Raw genomic sequence first — 4,376 nt, 5'->3', positions numbered from 1 at the left:
CCTTCCGTACGAGCTGCTGGGGGACAAGTGACGCAGCATTATCATCGATGAGCCAGAGGGTCCTCGACGTTCCCCGCGGACCCGCGGCGGGCACCTGTACAGGGTTGGCGCCGGCCAGTGCCAGTCCCACCGCACCTGCCTTGTCCTCGCCCGCAACAACCATCCACACCTCAGAGGCCGTGTTAATGGCCGGCAGGGTGAGGGAAACGCGCAGCGGAGGCGGCTTGGGCGAATTCCGGACGCCCACCACTGTCCGCTCCTTTTCCCGGATCCCGGCCTGCTCGGGAAACAGCGATGCCACATGCGCATCCGGTCCTACACCCAGCAGGACAACGTCCAGGCGGGGGAGTGCCGCCGGCTGTTCCGGGCGGTCGTCGGACATATCCGCAGCGTGCTCTGAAGCGGCAGCGTCCCGCAGTTTGCGGGCGTAGTCCTCGGCAGCTTCTTCTGGAGTGGCGAACTGGTCTGATGACCCCGGTTCGTGGATCCGCTGTGGATCCACCGGGATATGAGAGAGCAAGGCGTCGTACGCCTGCTTCGTGTTCCGGTCGGCATCGTCAGAGGAGACAAACCGCTCATCTCCCCACCAGAAGTTGACCTTGGACCACTCGACGGCGGGCGCCGCCGGAGAGTCAGCAACAGCCTTGAGCGTGCCGATACCCACCGTGCCGCCGGTCAGGACCACGGTGGCTTCACCGTACTTGTCCTGGACATCAACAAGCTTGGTAATCAGGCGGGCCGCAATGGCGGCCATCAGCACGGACGAATCAGGATGAATGCTTACTCTTGGCTCAACGCTCACTGGGTCGGACGCTCCTTAGACTGGTACGTGGCAGTCCCATAGTAATCACTTCACCGAACACTTCGTCCGGGTCCAGGCGGCGCAGCTCCTCCGCAAGGCAGTCTCGGAGACTGCGTCGCGGAAGCGAGATCCGCTGGGCGGGCTGTCCCGGCTGGGTCAGCTCAGCCACGGACAGCCCCGGTCGGAAGAGCTGGACGTCACCTCCGGGGCGGGTGAGGCGGACGCGGCGGATGCCGGTCCCGGCCGGGTCCGCCACGATGGTCACGGGTGCGTCCAGGGCGAGGGTGAGCCAGGCCGCGAGGAGGATGGTGCTCGGGGAGTCCGAGGCACCCTCAACCGCGACGGCGGTCACCGGCGAGGAGTCCACCTGGTCCAGGACTGCGGCGAGCTGAATGCGCCAGTTGGTGAGACGGGTCCATGCCAGGTCCGTGTCCCCGGCCCGGTAGGTGGCATGGATATTTTCCAGGGCGGCCTGCGGGTCCGGTTCGTTCGCGGAGTCTGTGATTCTGCGGTGCGCGATGCGGCCGATGGAGGTTTCGCAGGCACTTTCCGGGGCGCCGTGCGGCCACCAGGCCACAATCGGCGCGTCCGGGAGCAGCAGCGCGGCCACGAGGGATTCGCTTTCGTGCGCCAGTTCGCCGTAGCCCCGCAGCACGATCACTTCCGAGGCGCCTGCGTCCCCGCCCACGCGGATCTGGGCGTCCAGCTTGTCCGCGGCGTCGGATCCGGCATCGGCCAGGACGATGATCCGGCAGGGGTGCTCGCGGCTGGCCTCGTTGGCTGCCTCGATGGCCTCTTCCTCAAGCCCGGACTTCGTGACCACCACGAGCGTGAGTACGCGGCCCAACGCGATCACGCCGCCCTGCTCGCGCAGAGCCATCAACTTTTTCGAAACGTTCGAGGTGGTGGTGTCCGGCAGGTCTACAATCATGGCCTTCTCCAGGTTCGTCCGTCGCGTGCCAGCAGCTCATCGGCTGAGGCCGGGCCCCAGGATCCGGGGGCGTAGGGCTCGGGCTGTTCGTTCAGGGTGGCCCAGTATTCCTCGAACGGGTCAAGGATTTTCCAGGACAGCTCCACTTCCTCATGCCGCGGGAACAGCGGCGGCTCGCCCAGCAGCACGTCCAGGATCAGCCGCTCGTACGCCTCCGGGCTGGACTCCGTGAACGAGTGGCCGTAGCCGAAGTCCATGGTGACGTCGCGCACTTCCATCTGCGTGCCCGGGACCTTGGACCCGAACCTGATAGTCACGCCCTCATCGGGCTGAACCCGAATCACCACGGCGTTCTGGCCGAAGTCATCCTCGCCGTGATCACGGAACAGCAGGTTCGGTGCACGCTTAAACACCACTGCGATCTCGGTCACACGCCGGCCCAGGCGCTTGCCGGCCCGCAGGTAGAACGGCACACCGGACCAGCGGCGGGTGTGGATGTCCACCCGGATCGCGGCGAACGTCTCGGTCGTGGAATCGGCCGGGATGCCTTCTTCCTCCAGGTAGCCCTGGACCTGTTCCCCGCCCTGCCAACCGCCGGTGAACTGGCCGCGCGCGGAATGCGTGGACAGGTCATCCGGGAGCTTGACAGCAGCGAGGACCTTTTCCTTCTCCGCCCGCAGGTCATCGGCGTTGAAGGAAATAGGTTCCTCCATCGCGGTCAGCGCCAGCAGCTGGAGCAGGTGGTTCTGGATCACGTCGCGGGCCGCGCCCACGCCGTCGTAGTACCCTGCCCGGCCGCCGGTGCCGATGTCCTCGGCCATGGTGATCTGGACATGGTCCACGTAGTTCGCGTTCCACAACGGCTCGAACAGCTGGTTCGCGAACCGCAGCGCCAAGATGTTCTGGACCGTTTCCTTGCCCAGGTAATGGTCAATCCTGAACACTGCATCCTGCGGGAACACCGATTCCACGATGTCGTTCAGCTTCCGGGCGGACTCAAGGTCGTGCCCGAAGGGCTTCTCAATCACCACACGGCGCCACTTGTCACCCTCGGCCTGCGCCAGCCCGTGCTTGGACAGCTGCCGGCAGACCTGCTCGAACGCCTTCGGCGGGATCGAGAGGTAGAACGCGTGGTTCCCCCGGGTGCCGCGGACGTCGTCGAGTTCCTTGATGGTCTCACCAAGCCGCTCGAACGCACCGTCGTCGTCGAACTCACCCTGGACAAAACGGATGCCCTCGGACAGCTGGTTCCACACCGCCTCGTCAAAAGGCGTGCGCGCGTAAGCCTGCACGGAGGCCTTTACCTCAGCGGCGAAATCCTCCTTGTCCCACTCACGCCGGGCGAAACCAACCAGCGCGAAACTCGGCGGCAACAACCCACGGTTGGCCAGGTCGTACACGGCCGGCATGAGCTTCTTGCGGGCAAGGTCACCGGTCACTCCGAAGAGCACCAGCGACGAGGGACCGGCGATCCGGCTCAAGCGGCGGTCACGCGGATCCCGCAACGGATTACGCGGCGGCTTTCCGGGGCGCGCCCCGGACGTCCTGCCGTATTCAGTTTCTGGCATGGTGCTTCTGTGCCTTAGCTTTCAGTAACGGAGGCTGACCTGGCGGACAGCGCAGCAATAATGTCCTGCAACTGTGCCACACCGGCAGCCCGGTCGGTCAGGTGCAGGCGAAGCACGGGGCGGCCGTGTTCACTCAGAACCTGGGCGTCACCGGCAGCCTGCGCGGCAATCAGTTCCCCGAACGTAAAGGGACGGTCAGGGATGGAAAGATCTTCGGCGGAAGCAGCTGTGACCTGGAGGAACACACCGATGGCGGGGCCGCCCTTGTGGAACTGCCCAGTGGAGTGCAGGAATCGGGGACCCCAGCCGAACGTAACCGGGCGCTCCGAAACAGCAGCCAGCTCATCGCGGATGCCTTCAAGCTGCGCGAACGCGAGCCGGTCGAAGTAGGCCTGGACACTCAGGTAGCTGTCTGGCTGCAGGGTTTCCAGCAAGGCACGCACGGCTTCTTCGGCCGTTGACGCTCCGCCCAGCCACTCGCCGCCGCGGACTTCGATGGCGCCGTCCACGAAAGCTGCGGGGGTGGGTTCCGGCTGGGCGTCCAGCAGGCCGCGTGCCGCCACCTTTGCCGCCTCAACATCAGGCTGGTCGAACGGGTTGATCCCCAGCAGGCGTCCGGCGACAGCCGTGGCGAACTCCCAGACCATCATCTGGGTGGGCAGCCCACCGGCGATGGCAACTTCGTTTTCACCCAGTTCGACGTCGGCGTCCGGTGCTACCAGCCGGACCACGAGTACGTCCTTTGCCCCGGAGGTCACCTCGGGCGAGGAGGGCCCGGCGACGACCGGCAGGACACCGGTGCCCAGCTTGCCCGTGGATTCGGCGATGAGCTGCTCGGCCCAGTCGGCGAACCCCACAATGCCCGAACCGTCCTCGGCAATGACGATCTTATTGCGCAGCGGGCTCGTTCCCCCCAGCGCTGTTCCGAGCGCGAGGCCGATGTTCTCGGGTGCGTCCTCGTTCAGGACCTCGGCTGCTTCCTCGGCCTCATCCAAGAAGGCCTGGATGTCCACTCCAGCCAGGCCCGAGGGTACCAAGCCGAACGCGGTGAGGGCGGAGAAACGTCCGCCGACAT

The 4,376-nt window shown here is 65.8% G+C and carries 3 protein-coding genes and 1 pseudogene; all 4 read right to left on the bottom strand.

Translation table 11 applies throughout. From position 1 onward, the window contains the following. On the bottom strand, window positions 1-754 hold a 754-nt coding region (gene pgl / locus AC5RWX_RS30820), incomplete at its 3' end, for a 6-phosphogluconolactonase (RefSeq protein ID WP_494100006.1). Window positions 755-791: 37 nt separating this feature from the next. Further along, a complete protein-coding gene (locus AC5RWX_RS30815; protein WP_494100005.1) occupies window positions 792-1,733 on the bottom strand; it encodes a glucose-6-phosphate dehydrogenase assembly protein OpcA in 942 nt (313 codons plus the stop codon). Next, the gene (gene zwf, locus AC5RWX_RS30810) at window positions 1,730-3,301 is read right to left on the bottom strand and encodes a glucose-6-phosphate dehydrogenase (RefSeq protein ID WP_494100004.1); all 1,572 of its coding nucleotides are present in this window, start codon (window positions 3,299-3,301) and stop codon (window positions 1,730-1,732) included. The genes AC5RWX_RS30815 and zwf overlap by 4 nt, the downstream gene beginning before the upstream one ends. 14 nt (window positions 3,302-3,315) lie before the next feature. After that, window positions 3,316-4,376, bottom strand: a pseudogene (locus tag AC5RWX_RS30805) (glucose-6-phosphate isomerase); the annotation flags it as partial.

It is taken from the genome of Arthrobacter sp. SPT-J7, assembly GCF_059089965.1.
This window is presented reverse-complemented; position numbering and strand designations above follow the sequence as displayed.

Excerpts from the sequence above, each read along its gene's own strand:
- AC5RWX_RS30815 (WP_494100005.1), bottom strand. The coding sequence starts at position 1,733 with ATGATTGTAGACCTGCCGGACACCACCACCTCGAACGTTTCGAAAAAG.
- zwf (WP_494100004.1), bottom strand. The coding sequence starts at position 3,301 with ATGCCAGAAACTGAATACGGCAGGACGTCCGGGGCGCGCCCCGGAAAG.